The organism is Antarcticirhabdus aurantiaca (genome assembly GCF_009765365.1).
GTDB classification, from domain to species: Bacteria; Pseudomonadota; Alphaproteobacteria; order Rhizobiales; family Rhizobiaceae; genus Antarcticirhabdus; species Antarcticirhabdus aurantiaca.
In genome coordinates this window covers 238,361-253,830 of the sequence record NZ_VTOM01000003.1, presented here as the reverse complement: position 1 = coordinate 253,830, position 15,470 = coordinate 238,361, and the positions used below count along the sequence as shown (strand labels likewise).

The following is a 15,470-nucleotide window of genomic DNA, read 5'->3' as shown; positions in this document are numbered from 1 at the left end:
CCGGGGCGTCTCAGATCGTCGGGCCGGTCAACTCGTCGGCGAGGCGTCCGGCGGCTTCCTGCGCCGAGCGCAGCGTCGGGTAGATGGCGAGAACGCGCAGGTAGGTGTCGAGCGCCTGCGCCTTGCGGTCGGTGCGCTCCAGAATCAGCGCGAGGCCCATCAGGGCGCCGAAGTGGCGCGGCTCGCGCTGCAGGGTCTGCTCGATGTCGACGATCGACTTGCCGTAGGCGTCCATCGCGAAGTGGAGCGTCGCGCGGCGGTTCCAGGCCTCGGCGAAGTCCGGATCGAGGACGAGCGCCTGGTCGAGGAGATCGAGCGCGGCGGCGTTGTTGTTCTTCGCCATGGCGGACGCCGCGCGGCTCATCAGGAGGTCCACCGTCGCGCTGCCGCTATGGACCCATTCCTGCTCGATTCGCGACGCTGTCTTTTCCGCGATGAGCGCCACGGGCTGGCGGTGCAGCTCGGTGAACAGCGCGTCGAGACGCTCGTCCTTCGTGCCGGCTTCGGCCGCCTGATCGAGGGGCGGCGCGCCGCCGGGAACGACCGGCGAGGCGCCGGAACCGAAGGTTTCCGGCGCGGCGGGCGCCCGGTCGTCGGGAGCGGGGACGATCATCGGCGAGCGGCCGGAGCCCCCCGGCGGCTCGCCGGGCTGGATCACGCCCGGCGGCGACGGGGAGGGCGGCGCCGGCTCCTGCGCGCCGGCGGCGGTCGCGGCGAGCGTCAGAACGGCGAAAGCGGCAAGCTGGCGGAGGGGAGACGAAAAAAGGCGCATGCCTCCAAGCTAGAGGCACGCGCCCGATGCGGCAATCGACGTTGCCGTGAAGCGGAGGATCGAGCCTCCGCCGCGCCGGCTCAGCCCTGGCGCGCCTTGTAGCGCGGGGCTTCCTTGTTGATGATGTAGATGCGGCCCTTGCGGCGGACCATGCGGTTCGCGCGATGACGGCCCTTCAGCGACTTCAGCGAGTTCTTGATCTTCATCGGTTCCACCACGATCGTCTGGCGACGCGGGAGGATCCTTCGCTTCGCCGGTTTCCAAAGAAAAACGCGCCGCAAGGGCGCGCCTCCAGATGCATGGCGAGATAGCCGCCCGACGCTTTTGTGTCAACCGAAAGGCCGGCGGGCAGGGCGCTTAGCGGCGGTTGATCCTGCAAATCTCGCGCATGTTGATCCAGGAAACGAAGGCACCGATCAAGAGGCCGCTCACCGGCATCGTCAAGAAGGCGAGGAACATCTCGACGTCTTGGCTCATCGTAACAGCCCGTTCAGCGTGTGCCTCGCGGCCAAACGTGGTGCGACGCTCGTCGGGGCGCAAACCGTGCCGACCGTCGCGAGAAAGAGGAGCGACTGCGGACTCGGCGTCGAGCCGTAGAGACAGGAGAAGAACGGTGCCAAGCCTCCGATCGCCAGGATCGCGATGGCGACGCCGTTCATGAAGCAGGCGCTGAGCTTGATCCGCTCCGTCTCCGCCTCAGTCGGGCGCTTCGGATCGGCCGGCGCGGCGGAGCCCGCCGGATCGCTCATCCCCTCGGGGCGATGCGCGTCACGTGCCCCATCTTGCGGCCGGCCTTGACCTCGCGCTTGCCGTAGAGGTGGAGAACGGCGTTCGGCTCGGCGAGGAGGGCGGCGGCGGTCTCGACCTCGGCGCCGATGAGGTTCTCCATGACCGCGTCCGAATGGCGGGTCGTGTCGCCGAGCGGCAGGCCGCCGACGGCGCGGATGTGCTGCTCGAACTGCGACACCGCGCAGGCCGCTTCCGTCCAGTGGCCGGAATTGTGGACGCGCGGCGCGATCTCGTTGACGAGGAGCCCGCCGTCGGCCTGCGCGAAGAACTCGACGCCGATGACGCCGACATAGTCGAGGCGCTGGAGGATGCGGAAGGCGATGGCCTGGGCCTCGGCCGCGACCGCGGGCGCGATCTCGCCCGGCACGGTGGACCGGCGCAGGATGCCGAGGCGGTGGACGTTGACGGCGGGATCATAGGCCCGGCAGGATCCGTCGAGGCCGCGCGCGGCGATCACGGACAGCTCGTAGGCGAAGGGCACCTTGGCTTCGAGGATGGCCGGTACCGAGCCGAGAGCCTCGAAGACGCCGCTTTCGGGCGAGCGGTGGCGGATCACCGCCTGGCCCTTGCCGTCGTAGCCCATGCGGCGCGTCTTCAGGATGCAGTCGCCGCGCAGCTCGTGCAGCGCGTGGTCGATCTCCTCCTCGCCGTCGACCGCGCGCCATTCGGCGGTCGCGACGCCGATCCCGTTGAGGAAGGCCTTTTCGACGACGCGGTCCTGGGACACTTCCAGCGCGTCGGGCTGCGGCCGGATCGGAACGCCCACCACGGCCTCGCGCAGCGGCTCGACCGGCACGTTCTCGAACTCGTAGGTGACGACGGCCGAGATCTCGGCCAGCGATCGAAGGGCGAGCTTGTCCGCGTAAGGGGCGGCGATCACCCGGGTCGCAACCTGCGCCGCCGGGCAGTCGGCATCCGGATCGAGGATCGCCACGCGGTAGCCGAGGCGCGCCGCCGCCATGGCCAGCATGCGCGCCAGCTGGCCGCCGCCGACGATGCCGATCGTCGAGCCGGGCGGCAGCGGGCCGGGCGCGGGCGCGCTCACGCCGAACTCTCTTCGTCGACGGGCCGCTCGGCCACGGCCTGCGTCCGCGCCCGGCGCCAGTCGGCGAGGCGGGCGGCGAGGCCCTCGTCGGAAAGCGCCAGGACGCTCGCGGCGAGAAGGGCGGCGTTGATCGCACCCGCCTTTCCGATGGCGAGCGTGCCGACCGGGATCCCGCCCGGCATCTGCACGATGGAGAGCAGGCTGTCCTCGCCGCCCAGCGCCTTGGTCTCGACCGGCACGCCGAAGACGGGGAGGATGGTCATGGACGCGACCATGCCCGGCAGATGGGCCGCGCCGCCGGCGCCCGCGACGATGACCTTGAAGCCCGCGTCCCGCGCGGTGCGGGCGAAGTCGAACATCCGCTCGGGCGTGCGGTGCGCCGAGACGATCCGCGCCTCGAAGGACACGCCGAGCTCGGCCAGCGTGTCGGCGCAGAAGCGCATGGTCGGCCAGTCGGACTGGCTGCCCATGATGACGGCGACGTCTGCGGCCTTCGTCGTGCTCACGCGATGATGTCCGGAATGACCTGGTCTTCGATGTCCTGAAGCTTGTCCTTGATGGCGAGCTTCTTCTTCTTCATGCGCTGCACCTGCAGCCGGTCGCAGCCCATGGCTTCCATGGCGTTGACCGCCGCGTCGAAGTCCGCATGTTCCTGCCGCAGCCGCGCCGCCAGGAGGCGCAGCGACGCTTGTTCCTGATCCAACATCCGTTCTCCTCGACACGCCGCCGCGCGAAGCATCCGGCCGGGCCTTGCGCTCGCCGCCCTACGCTTAAGACAAGTTGATAACGGTTTGAACCCGGGCCTGCTATCCGCTGCGGTTTCCTGCGGGTTTTCCCCGGAGAAGCGGCGGATTTGCCGGTCCGGCGATGCGCGCGGGCAACGCCCGTCTCGCGGTGCGGTGTCGAATTTTCGCACCGCGGCGAGCGGAACCCGTTCGACACCTGGAGCCGTTTGTGACAGGTTCACTACGTCCGGCATGCCGGAGCGGCGGCCGGAATTCCACTGGAAGGAAGGGAGCTAAGATGTCCTTGGATGCCCACATCGCGACTTTGGAACAGCGTCACTCCGCCCTGGAGGCGGAACTGTCGGCAGTCCACCAAAAGCCCGCGGTCCCGGACGAGGAGATCCGCGAATTGAAGCGGCGAAAGCTTCAGCTCAAGGACGAGATGGAGCGTTTGAAGACGTCCCGCCACTAGGCGACTGAGTAGCATTCCTTCCCGGGCGCGGCATCGCCGCGTCCGGGTCACGTCCCGCCCGTCGAGCCGACCGGGTCAGGTCGTCATCTTCCGCAGCACGTATTTCTGCACCTTGCCGGTCGAGGTCTTCGGGATCTCGGCGAAGACGATTTCCTTCGGGCACTTGTAGCGCGCGAGGCGCGCCCGGCAGTGCTCCATCAGCTCGTCCGCCGTGACCTCGCGGCCGGGCTTGAGCTCCACGAAGGCGAGCGGCGTCTCGCCCCATTTCTCGTCCGGCTTGGCGACCACGGCCGCCGTCTGCACCGCCGGATGCTGGTAGAGCGCGTTCTCGACCTCGATCGAGGAGATGTTCTCGCCCCCTGAGATGATGATGTCCTTGGCGCGGTCCTTCAGCTCGATGTAGCCGTCCTCGTGCATGACGCCCAAGTCCCCGGAGTGGAACCAGCCGCCGCGGAAGGCCTCGGCGCTCGCTTCCGGGTTCTTCAGGTAGCCGCGCATGACGATGTTGCCGCGGAACATGACCTCGCCGATGGTTTCGCCGTCGGCCGGCGTCTTCTCCATCGTGTCCGGGTTCATGACGGTCAGGTCTTCGAGCACGGTGTAGCGCACGCCCTGGCGCGCCTTCTGCGCGGCGCGCTCCGGCCCTTCCAGCGCCTCCCACTCGCGCTTCCACTCGTTCACGACCGCCGGCCCGTAGGTCTCCGTCAGGCCGTAGAGGTGCGTCACCTCGAAGCCGGCGTCGCGCATGCCGGCGAGCACCGCCTGCGGCGGCGGGGCGGCGGCGGTGTTGAAGGTGACGGTCTGGGTGAAGTCGCGCTTCTCCGCCGCCGGCGCGTTGATCAGCGTCGACATGACGATCGGCGCGCCGCACAGATGCGTGACACCGTGGTCGGCGATGGCGTCGAACATCGCCTTCGCCCGCACCCAGCGCAGGCAGACATGCGTGCCGGCCTGGACGGCGAGCGTCCAGGGAAAGCACCAGCCGTTGCAGTGGAACATCGGCAGCGTCCAGAGATAGACGGGATGCTTGCCCATGCCGGCCGCGATGACATTGCCGTAGCCCATCAGCGCCGCGCCGCGATGATGGTAGACGACGCCCTTCGGATTGCCCGTGGTGCCGGAGGTGTAGTTGAGCGAGATCGCGTCCCACTCGTCGGACGGCATCCGCCACTCGTAGGCCGGGTCGCCCTCGGCGACGAGCGCCTCGTATTCGAGGCTGCCGATGAGCGCGCCTTTCCTCGCCGGGGCGTCGGCGGGAAAGTCGGGGTCGTCGTAGTCGACCACGAGCGGCTTGACGCTCGCGAGCGTCAAGGCCTCGGCCATGACGCCGGAGAACTCCCGGTCGACGATCACGATCTTGGTTTCGGAATGGTCGAGCTGGAAGGCGATGATCGCAGCGTCCAGGCGCGTGTTGATCGAGAGCAGCACCGCCCCGCACATCGGCACGCCGTGATGGGCCTCCAGCATGGCCGGCGTGTTGGACAGCATCACCGCGACCGTCTCGCCCGGCGCGATGCCGCGCCTCTCCAGCGCCGAGGCGAGCTGGCGCGAGCGGGCGTAGAACTCGGCATAGGAGCGCCGCAGCGAACCGTGGATGATCGCGGTGTGGTCGGGAAAGACGAGAGCGGCCCGCGCGAGGTGCGACAGCGGCGTCAGCGGCTGGTAGTTCGCCGCGTTGCGGTCCAGATGCTCGTCGTAGATGCCCATCGCGTGCCCACCCGATCTTCGCGTTGCGGAAAAATCCATAGCGGATCGGGCCGGGGGCGTCACCGGTTCCGACGTTTGGCGCGACTTGCGCCGGCCCCCGGCTTTCCATAGGGCAGGGACGGCCCCAAACCCGCCCAGAAGCGGGCGCATGCGGGCGCGCCGAGATCGAAGCGAAGCGAAGCATGTCCGACACCGAGACCATCCGTCCCCGTCTGGTACTCCTGATGACCGAGCCCGGGCACGAGGATGCCGAACAGCGCCTCAAGGCCGCGCTTTCGGGGGGCGACGTCGCTTCCGTGATCCTGGCGGGCGCCGGGCTCGACGAGGCGCGGTTCCAGGCCGCGGCGGAACGGCTCGTGCCCCTGATCCAGGAGGCGGGCGCCGCCGCGATCGTCGCCGACGACACGCGCTGCGCCGGCCGGGTCAAGGCGGACGGCATCCACCTGACCGCCGGCGACGCGGAGGAGCTCGCCGAGACGGTCAAGCGCTTCTCGCCCAAGCTCATCGTCGGCGGCTCCGGCTTCGAAACGCGCCACGAGGCGCTCGATGCGGGCGAGGCGCTGCCGGACTACCTGTTCTTCGGCCGCTTCGCGGGCGACACCGACGAAGCGCCGCATCGCAAGACGCTGGACATGGCGGAATGGTGGGCGGCGATCGTCGAGGTGCCCTGCATCGCGCTCGGCGGATCCAGCGTGGAGAGCCTGAGCGCCGTCGCCGCGACGGGCGCCGAGTTCGTCGCGCTCGCCCGCGCGGTCTTCGAGGCGCCCGATCCGGCTGCGGCCGTCGCGCGGGCGAACGCCATCCTCGACGCCGCGGCGGGCGAGGGAGCGTCGGCATGAGCCTGCGGCGGTCGCGGCGATGGGGAGCGCTGGCCGCCGCGCTCTCGCTCCTGGCGGTCGCGCCGAGCCTCGCGCAGGAGCTCGTCCCGCCGGCGGCGCCCCCGGTCCCCACGGCCGCTCCGCGCCCGACCCGCAGCGTGCCGGTCGCGCCGGCCGTGCCGACCGCTCCGACGCGCGCGGCAGCTGCCGCTCCGGCGCCCGGCGCCGACGTTCTGCCCGCCGACCTCGCCTTCGGCGCCTTCCAGCGCGGCTTCTATCTCACGGCGATGAAGCTTGCCGAGCCGCTTGCCAATCTCGGCGATCCGGCCGCCCAGGTCCTGCTCGGCGAGATCCATTCGCGGGGCCTGGGCGTTCCCGTCGACATGAAGCAGGCGGCGCACTGGTATCAGGCCGCCGCGCGCTCCGGCAGCGCGGAAGGCCAGTTCCGCTATGCCATGATGCTGCTCGATGGGCGCGACGTGACGCAGGACCTCGCGCAGGCGCGTGACCTGATGAAGCTCGCCGCCGACGGCGGCCTGCCGCTCGCCCAGTTCAACTACGCGCAGATGGTGATCCAGGCCTCGCCCTCCGGTGGCTTCTCGGAGGCCGAGAGCTACTTCCGCAAGGCGGCCGAGGCCGGCCTGCCGGACGCCGAATACGCCATGTCGCAGCTCCTCGCCTACGGGCGTGACGGCACCGGCATCGACCTCCCGGCGGCTCGCGGCTGGCTGGAGAAGGCCGCCGCCGGCGGCCACGACACGGCGCAGATCGAGTACGGGATCTGGCTGATCAACGGCAAGGGCGGCCCGGCCGAGCTGTCGAACGGCTTCCACTGGCTGCGCCGGGCGGCCGAGCGCGGCAACCCGATCGCCATCAACCGCGTCGCGCACCTCTACAAGGACGGCGTCGGCACCGAGCCGAACACGGCCGAAGCCGCCAAGTGGTACGTCCTCGCCAAGCGCTTCGGCAATTCGGACCTCGTTCTCGAAGACTTCTTCCGCGGCCTCGACGAGCCGGCGCAGAAGGCGGCGCTGGAGGCCGCGAACCGCTTCCGGTCGGGCTGAGAGGTTCGCCGGCGGCTTGAAGCCGCATCGGAAGTGTGGTTCTGGACGCGCTTGCCCGTCCCCGCGGCCTTGGTCGCGACGCGTAATCGGGGTGGTGCGGTTCGACCGCGCCGCATCCCCCGCTATTTGACCCAGCCCGATCCTGTTCGCGCCCGGCGCCGCGCCGGCGCGGCGGCCTTCATCGAGAGACGATCCTCCATGGCCCGTTCCGCCCTTCTCAACGTCATGATCCAGGCCGCCATGAAGGCCGGCCGGGCGCTGACCCGCGACTTCGGCGAGGTGCAGAACCTCCAGGTCTCGCTGAAGGGGCCGGCGGACTTCGTGTCCAACGCCGACCGGCGCTCGGAGGAAGTGCTCTACCAGGAGCTCTCGCGCGCCCGGCCGGACTGGGGCTTCGTCATGGAGGAGCGCGGCGTCGTCGAGGGACGCGATCCCGAGCACCGCTGGATCGTCGATCCGCTGGACGGCACCACCAACTTCCTCCACGGCATTCCGATCTTCGCCGTTTCCATCGGCCTGGAGCGGGCGGGGCAGGTCGTCGCCGGCGTCGTCTTCAACCCGGCGATGGACGAGCTCTACGTCGCCGAGCGCGGCGGCGGCGCCTTCCTCAACGATCGCCGCCTGCGCGTGGCCGCCCGCCGCGCCCTGCCGGAATGCGTGATCGCGACGGGCATCCCCTTCATGGGCCACGGCGACCATCCCGGCTTCCTCTACGAGGCGCGCAACTTTATGGCCGAGACCGCCGGCATCCGGCGCCTGGGCGCGGCGGCGCTCGACCTCTGCTACGTCGCGGCAGGGCGCTTCGACGGCTATTGGGAAAACGGCATCAAAGCCTGGGACGTGGCGGCGGGCTCGATCATCGTGCGCGAGGCCGGCGGCTTCGTGACCTCGACCGACGGCAGCGCCTTCGATCTCTTCTCCGGCAACGTCGCCTGCGGCAACGAGCTGATCCACAAGGCGGTGCTTGAACAGCTCGCCAAGGCCAATGCGGCCCGCCGGGCGGCGCGCGGCGGCAGCGCCGGAGGGGTCGACGCGTAACCCTGTCCAGGGAAAAGGCGCGAAAACCTCTGGAAAACCCCGGCCGGCATTCAAAACACCGCTTGGTCGCTTAGTTTCCGTGAACGAACGCCCCTATCGTCTCATCGAAGCGGGTGCGGAAACGGGCGAGGGTCGACGGGCGCGATGCAGGTGTTCAGTTCGGCGAGTGACCAGGTGGGGCGCGCGGAAGGCGTCGCCGCGACCAATCTGTCGAGCCCGCTCGTCTTTCTGTGGACGATGCTGGTCTTTCTCGGCTTGGTGGGCTTCGTCGCGCTGATCCTCGGGCGCCAGATCGCCCGCGCCTTCGTGACCAATCCCGGCCTCAACGGCCTGATCGGCGGCGTTCTCCTGATCGGCGTGCTGCTCGCGCTCCTCCAGGTGATGCGCCTCTTCCGCGAGGTGCGCTGGGTCAACGCGTATCGCGACGGCTCGGCCGAGTTCGACGACATGAAGGATCCGGTCCTGCTCGCGCCGATGCGCGCGCTGATCGGACGGCGCAAGCAGGTCACCCTGTCCACCCAGTCGACGCGGGCGATCCTCGACTCGGTCGCCACGCGTCTCGACGAGACGCGCGACATCTCGCGCTACCTCATCGGCCTCCTGGTCTTTCTCGGCCTCCTCGGCACCTTCTGGGGCCTCCTGGAGACGATCGGCTCGATCTCGGCGACCATCCAGGGCCTCAATCCCACCGGCGGCGACACGGCGAGCATCCTCGACGCGCTGAAGACCGGCCTTGCCGCACCCCTGTCCGGCATGGGCACGGCCTTCTCCTCCTCGCTCTTCGGCCTGTCGGGATCGCTCGTCCTCGGCTTCCTCGACCTCCAGCTCGGCCGCGCGCAGAACCGCTTCTACACCGAGCTCGAGAACTGGCTGTCCTCGATCACCGACGTCGGCTCGGACGCCGGCCATGCCGCCGGCGGCCTCGGCGTCGCGGGCGTGGAGGAGCTGCGGCTCCTGTCCGAGCGGCTCGGCCGGCTGGTCGCCGAGGGCGGCATCCAGCCGCGCACCTCGACGGCCATGGCGAACCTGGCCGAGAGCATCCAGGGCCTCGTCCAGCACATGCGCTCCGAGCAGCAGATCCTGCGCGACTTCGTCGAAGCGCAGGCCAGCGAGCAGCGCGAGATGCGCGGCGTCCTCGACCGGCTGAGCCAGGCCGTCGGCGGCCCCACGCGGCCGGGAAGCGGGGCCTGAGCCTTGGCCCTGTCGCGCAACCGCCGCACCGTCCGCCACGTCGACTACTGGCCGGGCTTCGTCGACGCCCTGTCGACGCTGCTCCTCGCCATCATGTTCCTCCTGTCGGTCTTCGTGCTGGCGCAATTCCTCCTGTCGCGCGAGCTGTCCGGCCAGGACGAGGTGTTCAGCCGCCTGAACTCGCAGATCGACGAGCTGACCGAGCTTCTGGCGCTCGAGCGCTCGACCGGCCAGGACCGGCTGGACCAGATCGCCGCCCTGCAAACGACGCTGGGCGAGACCGAAGCCGAACGCTCGCGCCTTCAGGGTGCGCTCGACAGCGGGCAGGGCGCGGCGGCGAGCGCCGGCGCGCGGGTGTCCGAGCTGGAAGGGGAGGTCGCCAGCCAGCGCCAGCTGTCCGAGCGCGCGCAGGCCCAGGTCGAGCTGCTCAACCAGCAGCTCGCCGCGCTCCGCCGGCAGATCGCCGCGCTCGAAGCCGCGCTCGACGCCTCCGAGGTCCGCGACCGCGAGAGCCAGACCCGCATCGCCGATCTCGGCTCGCGCCTCAACACGGCGCTCGCCCAGCGCGTCCAGGAGCTGTCGCGCTACCGATCCGACTTCTTCGGCCGACTGCGCGAGATCCTGTCCGACCGCGACAACATCCGCGTCGTCGGCGACCGCTTCGTGTTCCAGTCCGAGGTGCTGTTCCCCTCGGGCTCCGACGTCCTCCAGCCGGAAGGCGAGGCCGAGATGGCCAAGTTCGCGACGGCCATCAAGGAGCTCATCGCCGAGATCCCGCCCGACATCGACTGGATCGTGCGCGTCGACGGCCACACCGACGACGTGCCGATCACCGGCGGGCGCTTCGCCGACAACTGGCAGCTCTCGACCGACCGCGCGGCTTCCGTGGTGAAGTACCTCGTCAGCCAGGGCATCCCGCCGCAGCGCCTCGCCGCCACCGGCTTCGGCGAGTTCTCGCCGATCGACCCGGCCGATAGCGTGGAAGCGCGGGCGCGGAACCGGCGCATCGAGTTCAAGCTCACCGAACGCTGAGTCGCCGCGCGGCGCACGCGCAGGGGCGCAGACAAGACCTGGAAACGTTCTTATATGCGGGGGCCCGGCAGGCCCTTTGCGAGTCATGTCGTCCGTTCCGATCCTCGACATGCTCCAGGAGGCCGCGTGGCCGTTCCTCCCACCAAAACCGTCTCCGGCGATCGCGGCGCGACGCTCTCGACGCTGAAGCACCTGTGGCCCTTCATGTGGCCGGCCGAGCGGCCGGACCTGCGCATGCGGGTGGTCTGGGCCTCCGCCTTCCTGATCCTCGCCAAGCTCGCGACCGTCGTCATTCCCTACTTCTTCAAGTGGGCGACAGACGCGCTCGACGGCAAGAACACGGCGACGGAGTGGCTGCCCCTGATCCTCACCGGCGCGGTGACGCTCGTCGTCGCCTACAACCTCGTGCGCCTCGTCTCGGTCGGCCTCAACCAGCTGCGCGACGCGCTCTTCGCCCGCGTCGGGCAGTACGCGGTCCGGCGGCTCGCGCTGATCACCTTCCGCCACCTCCACGCCCTGTCGCTGCGCTTCCACCTGGAGCGGCGCACCGGCGGCCTGTCGCGCATCATCGAGCGGGGCACCAAGGGCATCGAGACGATCGTGCGCTTCACGATCCTCAACACGGTTCCGACGATCTTCGAGTTCGCCCTGGTCGCCGCGATCTTCGGCTTCGCCTACGGCGTCTCCTACCTCCTGGTCGTCGCGGTCACGGTCTGGCTCTACGGCTGGTTCACCATCCGCGCCAGCGACTGGCGCATCGCCATCCGCAAGGAGATGAACGATTCCGACACGGACGCGAACTCCAAGGCGATCGACACGCTCCTCAACTTCGAGACGGTGAAGTACTTCGGCACCGAGGAGATCGAGGCGCGGCGCTTCGACGCCTCGATGGCGCGCTACGAGAAGGCGGCGACCGAGACCTGGACCTCGCTCGGCTGGCTGAACTTCGGCCAGGGCCTGATCTACGGCGTCGGAACGGCGATCGTCATGGTCATGTCGGCGCTCGAAGTGCGCGCGGGCACGCAGACCCTCGGCGACTTCGTCTTCATCAACGCCATGATGATCCAGCTTTCCGTGCCGCTGAACTTCATCGGCTTTGTCTACCGCGAGATCCGCCAGGGCCTCACCGACATCGAGGCGATGTTCGACCTTCTCGGCGTGCGCCAGGAGGTGACCGACCGGCCGGGCGCGCCGGACCTCGTGGTGCACGAGGGCGCGATCCGCTTCGAGGACGTGCGCTTCGGCTACGATCCCGACCGGCAGATCCTCAAAGGCGTGTCCTTCGAGGTGCCGGCTGGCAAGTCGGTCGCGATCGTCGGGCCGTCGGGCGCGGGCAAGTCGACCATCTCGCGCCTCCTCTTCCGCTTCTACGACATCCAGGGCGGGCGCATCACCATCGACGGGCAGGACATCGCGGCCGTCACGCAGGAAAGCGTGCGCAAGGTCATCGGCATCGTTCCGCAGGACACCGTGCTCTTCAACGACACGATCGCCTACAACATCGCCTATGGCCGGCCGGGCGCCTCCGAGGACGAGGTGCGGCGCGCCGCCGAGCTCGCCCAGATCGCCGGCTTCATCGAGAAGCTGCCGGACGGCTTCCGGACCATGGTCGGCGAGCGCGGCCTCAAGCTGTCGGGCGGCGAGAAGCAGCGCGTGGCGATCGCACGCACCATCCTGAAGGCCCCGCCGATCCTCGTCCTCGACGAGGCGACGAGCGCGCTCGATACCCATACGGAGCAGGGCATCCAGGCCGCGCTCGACCTCGTCTCGAAGAACCGCACCACGCTCACCATCGCCCATCGCCTGTCCACCATCGTCGGGGCCGATGAGATCATCGTCCTGAAGGCCGGGGAGATCGTCGAGCGCGGCGGGCACGAGGCGCTTCTGCGCCAAGGCGGCCTTTACGCCGAGATGTGGCGCATGCAACGCGCGGCGACCGAGGCGGAGGAAGCGCTGCGCCGGGCCCGGGAGGAGGATGCCCTCGGCGTCGTCGAGCGGCGGCGGCCCGTGGAGGTCTGAGGCGCCGCGCGCTCGAAAACGGTGGCGCGGCCACCATCTCCATGCCTAATGCGCCCTTCGAACAACGGGATCTCCGCCGCCCCATGCACATCCTCGACTCGATCCGCAACGCGCTCGTGCCCGTTCATCCCGCGGGATACCCGTTCATCGCGGCCTTCTTCGTCGTCGCTGTCGTGCTGGGCTTCGTCTGGCAGCCGCTGTTCTGGATCTTCTTCATCCTGACCGGCTGGTGCGCCTACTTCTTCCGCGATCCCGAGCGCGTGACGCCGGTGGCCGAGCACCTCGTGATCTCGCCGGCGGACGGGCGCGTCAGCCTCGTCGGCCACGTCGTGCCGCCGGCCGAGCTGGAGCTCGGCTTCGAGCCGATGCTGCGCGTGTCGATCTTCATGAACGTCTTCGACTGCCACGTGAACCGGGCGCCGATGCGCGGCCGCATCCTGCGCACCGCGTATCGCGAGGGGCAGTTCCAGAACGCCGAGCTCGACAAGGCGAGCGAGGTCAACGAGCGCAACTCCATCGTCATCGAGGGGCCGCGGGGTCCCTTCGGCGTCGTGCAGATCGCCGGCTTCGTCGCGCGGCGCATCGTGCCCTTTCGCGGCACGGGCGACCGGCTGGAAGCGGGCGAGCGCTTCGGGCTGATCCGCTTCGGCTCGCGCCTCGACGTCTACCTGCCGGACGGCGCGCATCCCCGCGTCGCGGAAGGGCAGAAGGCGATCGCCGGCGAGACGGTCATCGCCGAGTTCGGCGAGGGGCTTGCAACCTGGCCTGCACGTCGGGATTGATGGGCGGCATGGAATCCCCGTTTCCCCCCTTCGCGCCCGGCCGCCCCGACAACACCGAAGCCCAGGCCGCGCCGCGCATCCCGATCCGGCAGATCGTGCCGAACCTCATCACCATCCTCGCGATCTGCGCCGGGATGACCGGCATCCGCCTCGCCTTCGAGGGGCGGATCGAGCTGGCGGTGGGCCTCGTCATCGGCGCGGCGGTGCTGGACGGCGTCGACGGGCGCGTCGCGCGCTACCTGAAGGGCCAGAGCCGCTTCGGCGCCGAGATGGATTCGCTCGCCGACATCGTGAACTTCGGCATCGCGCCGGCGCTCGTGCTCTACGCCCACATCATCCACAATGCCGGCGCGATCGGCTGGATCTGCGTCCTCCTCTACGCTTCGGGCTGCGCCCTGCGCCTCGCGCGCTTCAACACCATGCTGGACGACCCGAACCGGCCGAAGTGGCATTCGAACTTCTTCGTCGGCGTGCCCGCCCCCGCGGGAGCGGGGCTCGCCATGCTGCCGGCCTATATCTCCTTCACCGGCATCGACCTCGACGCGCCGGTCGCCACCGCGACGCTCACCGGTCTTTATCTCCTGGCGGTCGGCCTCCTGATGGCGAGCCGTCTGCCGACCTTCTCGGGCAAGGGCGACAACCTGCGCGTCCGGCGGGACTGGGCGATCCCGGTGATCCTGGCCGTCGTTCTCTACGTGGCGCTGCTCGTCAGCTTTCTGTGGGAGACGCTGACGGTGACGGCCTTCGTCTACATGGCGACGATCCCCTTCTCGATGCGCGCCTTCGCCCGGCGGACCAAGGCCGACATGCAGGCGGAAGCCGGCGCCGCCTGACCTCCGCGGCGCGTCAGCCTTGCGGCAGGGAGGCCGCGAGGGGCACGGACGCATTTCGGCGCTTCAGCTTGCGCTCGCCCAGATGGGTGGCGAGAACGAGCTGCGCGAGGCAGCCGCCGACCGCGAGGCATGCCTGCGCCGCCAGGGGAATCGCGACCTCGCTCGCCATCAGCATCTGGCAGAGCGTCGAGAGCGCCAGCCCGAAGACGAAGACGGGAAGGCTCGCGGCGCCCGCCGCGAAGACCGGCGCGAGCGCGCCGTCGGCGGTGAGCCGCTTCACGGCGGACAGGTTCCACAGGACGTAGAGGAGCGCCAGGGCGTTCGCGAGACGTAACGGGCCGACGAAGGTCTTCGACACCAGGGCGTGGACGAGGTGGCTGCTCGAAATCTCCGTGAAGACGAAGTGCAGAAGAAGGTTCGCGGGAATCGCGGTGAGCACGAAGGTGGCCGCCAGCCGGAAGAGCCAGGGACGATAGGCAAGCGGGTCGCGCCCCCGCTTCAGCCCGACGCCGATGCACAGGCCGATGACGAAGACGAACTGCCAGGAGAGCGGGTCGAAGTACCAGCCCCCGGCCGGCATCGCGTCGTTGACGAAGTCGAGCTTGAGCGCGCCGAATGCGAGGGCGAGTCCGCCGGAGAGGGCGAGAAGCAGGCGGCGCGAGCGCTCGTGAAGCGCGAGGAAAAAGGGCGTCGCGACGATCAGGAAGACGTAGAGCGGCAGGATGTCGAGGTCGCCCGGCATGAAGGACAGGAGAACGATCTCGACCGCGTTGCGCACCGGCGCGGCGCCGAAGGTGTCGAGGCCGAGTTCCGCCACGATGGCGGGACGGCTGGCGATCGGCGGCAGGGCGACGGAGAGGAGCAGCGCGGCCACCATCGCGAGATGGACGAGATAGAGCCGCAGCGCCCGGCGAAGCGTCTTCGCCGAGGCCGCCTCGGGGTCGAAGCCCGACGGGCGCCAATAGGCGAGGGCGGCCGACACGCCGGCCAGGAGCACGAAGATCTCCGACGCGTCGGAAAAACCGCGCGCCTGTTGGAACGCGTCGGAGAAGTCGAAGCCGGCATGGCCGACGAAGATCGCGAGAAGCGCCAGGCCGCGAATGAAATCGATGCGAATTTCGCGCCGCGCCGGCATCGCCGTCTCCATCCCGCCCGAATGCCGGATGGCGCGGTTCTACCCGGT

The 15,470-nt window shown here is 69.6% G+C and carries 17 protein-coding genes; 9 read left to right on the top strand and 8 right to left on the bottom strand.

The features are described from left to right. Nucleotides 1–10: 10 nt before the first annotated feature. From FZN60_RS05105 to FZN60_RS05080, 6 genes are all read right to left on the bottom strand, one after another. Complete coding sequence (locus FZN60_RS05105; protein WP_158871739.1) at nt 11–772, bottom strand: tetratricopeptide repeat protein; 762 nt, start codon at nt 770–772, stop codon at nt 11–13. Nucleotides 773–852: 80 nt separating this feature from the next. Further along, nucleotides 853–978, bottom strand: coding sequence for a type B 50S ribosomal protein L36 (gene ykgO, locus FZN60_RS05100; protein ID WP_062017685.1), 126 nt, complete (start codon nt 976–978; stop codon nt 853–855). Nucleotides 979–1,245: 267 nt separating this feature from the next. Then, nucleotides 1,246–1,521, bottom strand: coding sequence for an amino acid transporter (locus tag FZN60_RS05095; protein ID WP_246726598.1), 276 nt, complete (start codon nt 1,519–1,521; stop codon nt 1,246–1,248). Then, entirely contained in the window at nt 1,518–2,606 is a 1,089-nt protein-coding gene (locus tag FZN60_RS05090) for a 5-(carboxyamino)imidazole ribonucleotide synthase (RefSeq protein ID WP_199266486.1), read from the bottom strand. The genes FZN60_RS05095 and FZN60_RS05090 overlap by 4 nt, the downstream gene beginning before the upstream one ends. Further along, nucleotides 2,603–3,076, bottom strand: coding sequence for a 5-(carboxyamino)imidazole ribonucleotide mutase (purE, locus tag FZN60_RS05085; RefSeq protein WP_158871899.1), 474 nt, complete (start codon nt 3,074–3,076; stop codon nt 2,603–2,605). Before purE ends, FZN60_RS05090 begins: the two co-directional genes overlap by 4 nt. A gap of 32 nt (nt 3,077–3,108) precedes the next feature. Beyond that, a complete protein-coding gene (locus FZN60_RS05080; RefSeq protein WP_158871901.1) occupies nt 3,109–3,312 on the bottom strand; it encodes a YdcH family protein in 204 nt (67 codons plus the stop codon). A 317-nt stretch (nt 3,313–3,629) separates the two neighbouring features. Between FZN60_RS05080 and FZN60_RS05075 the strand changes: the two genes are divergently transcribed. Next, complete coding sequence (locus FZN60_RS05075; RefSeq protein WP_158871737.1) at nt 3,630–3,803, top strand: YdcH family protein; 174 nt, start codon at nt 3,630–3,632, stop codon at nt 3,801–3,803. Between the two features lie 75 nt (nt 3,804–3,878). Here the strand turns inward: FZN60_RS05075 and FZN60_RS05070 are convergent, their stop codons facing one another. Further along, nucleotides 3,879–5,510: an acyl-CoA synthetase gene (locus FZN60_RS05070; protein WP_158871735.1), complete on the bottom strand. Its 1,632-nt coding sequence runs from the start codon at nt 5,508–5,510 to the stop codon at nt 3,879–3,881. Between the two features lie 182 nt (nt 5,511–5,692). Here FZN60_RS05070 and FZN60_RS05065 point away from each other — a divergent pair, with 182 nt between their 5' ends. The 8 genes from FZN60_RS05065 to FZN60_RS05030 all read left to right on the top strand — a co-directional run bounded on the left by FZN60_RS05065 (nt 5,693) and on the right by FZN60_RS05030 (nt 14,287). Continuing rightward, nucleotides 5,693–6,349 carry a thiamine phosphate synthase gene (locus tag FZN60_RS05065; RefSeq protein ID WP_158871733.1) on the top strand — a complete coding sequence of 219 codons (657 nt, stop codon included), beginning with the start codon at nt 5,693–5,695 and terminating at the stop codon, nt 6,347–6,349. Next, nucleotides 6,346–7,392 carry a tetratricopeptide repeat protein gene (locus FZN60_RS05060; protein ID WP_158871731.1) on the top strand — a complete coding sequence of 349 codons (1,047 nt, stop codon included), beginning with the start codon at nt 6,346–6,348 and terminating at the stop codon, nt 7,390–7,392. The genes FZN60_RS05065 and FZN60_RS05060 overlap by 4 nt, the downstream gene beginning before the upstream one ends. A gap of 198 nt (nt 7,393–7,590) precedes the next feature. Further along, nucleotides 7,591–8,430 (top strand): inositol monophosphatase family protein, encoded by an 840-nt coding sequence (locus FZN60_RS05055; protein WP_158871729.1) that lies wholly within the window; start codon nt 7,591–7,593, stop codon nt 8,428–8,430. A 144-nt stretch (nt 8,431–8,574) separates the two neighbouring features. Next, on the top strand, nt 8,575–9,621 hold the full coding sequence (locus FZN60_RS05050; RefSeq protein ID WP_158871727.1) for a MotA/TolQ/ExbB proton channel family protein: 1,047 nt from the start codon (nt 8,575–8,577) through the stop codon (nt 9,619–9,621). A gap of 3 nt (nt 9,622–9,624) precedes the next feature. Next, a complete protein-coding gene (locus tag FZN60_RS05045; protein WP_158871725.1) occupies nt 9,625–10,653 on the top strand; it encodes a peptidoglycan -binding protein in 1,029 nt (342 codons plus the stop codon). Nucleotides 10,654–10,707: 54 nt separating this feature from the next. Beyond that, nucleotides 10,708–12,672, top strand: a complete 1,965-nt coding sequence (locus tag FZN60_RS05040; RefSeq protein WP_158871721.1) for an ABCB family ABC transporter ATP-binding protein/permease — start codon at nt 10,708–10,710, stop codon at nt 12,670–12,672. An 83-nt stretch (nt 12,673–12,755) separates the two neighbouring features. Further along, nucleotides 12,756–13,454, top strand: coding sequence for a phosphatidylserine decarboxylase (locus FZN60_RS05035; protein WP_158871720.1), 699 nt, complete (start codon nt 12,756–12,758; stop codon nt 13,452–13,454). A gap of 8 nt (nt 13,455–13,462) precedes the next feature. Next, nucleotides 13,463–14,287 carry a CDP-alcohol phosphatidyltransferase family protein gene (locus FZN60_RS05030; RefSeq protein ID WP_158871718.1) on the top strand — a complete coding sequence of 275 codons (825 nt, stop codon included), beginning with the start codon at nt 13,463–13,465 and terminating at the stop codon, nt 14,285–14,287. A gap of 13 nt (nt 14,288–14,300) precedes the next feature. Here FZN60_RS05030 and opgC read toward each other — a convergent pair whose 3' ends face one another. Then, a complete protein-coding gene (gene opgC, locus FZN60_RS05025; RefSeq protein ID WP_158871717.1) occupies nt 14,301–15,422 on the bottom strand; it encodes an OpgC domain-containing protein in 1,122 nt (373 codons plus the stop codon). Nucleotides 15,423–15,470: the final 48 nt, after the last annotated feature.